The sequence below is a fragment of the Flavobacterium sp. UBA6195 genome (assembly GCF_002422095.1).
Taxonomy (GTDB): Bacteria; Bacteroidota; Bacteroidia; order Flavobacteriales; family Flavobacteriaceae; genus Flavobacterium.
On sequence record NZ_DITB01000097.1, the window covers coordinates 1 to 265 of the forward strand.

Below are 265 nucleotides of genomic sequence, written 5' to 3' on the forward strand. Positions count from 1 at the left end.
TCCACTTTTTGCTGACGATTTACACCAAGTAAACGATTTTTAAATTCATCGATGTTTAATGATATACCATCTTTTAATAATTCGAATTGGATTTCGTTTATTCGATTTCGTGTAAAATCAAGTAAGTTATTTATTAAACGAGCTTCTTCTGAATTACCTTTCATTTTGCTTAATTCAGTTGACCATTTCGATGGCTCAATAAATTTTTTAGTACTGTACTCAAATCGTTTTCCGTCGATAGTTAATCGCACATAAATTGGTAATA

The 265-nt window shown here is 29.4% G+C and carries 1 pseudogene; it reads right to left on the reverse strand.

The window, feature by feature from the left end:
• Positions 1–265: pseudogene (locus tag B4I81_RS08620) on the reverse strand (Arm DNA-binding domain-containing protein); the annotation flags it as partial.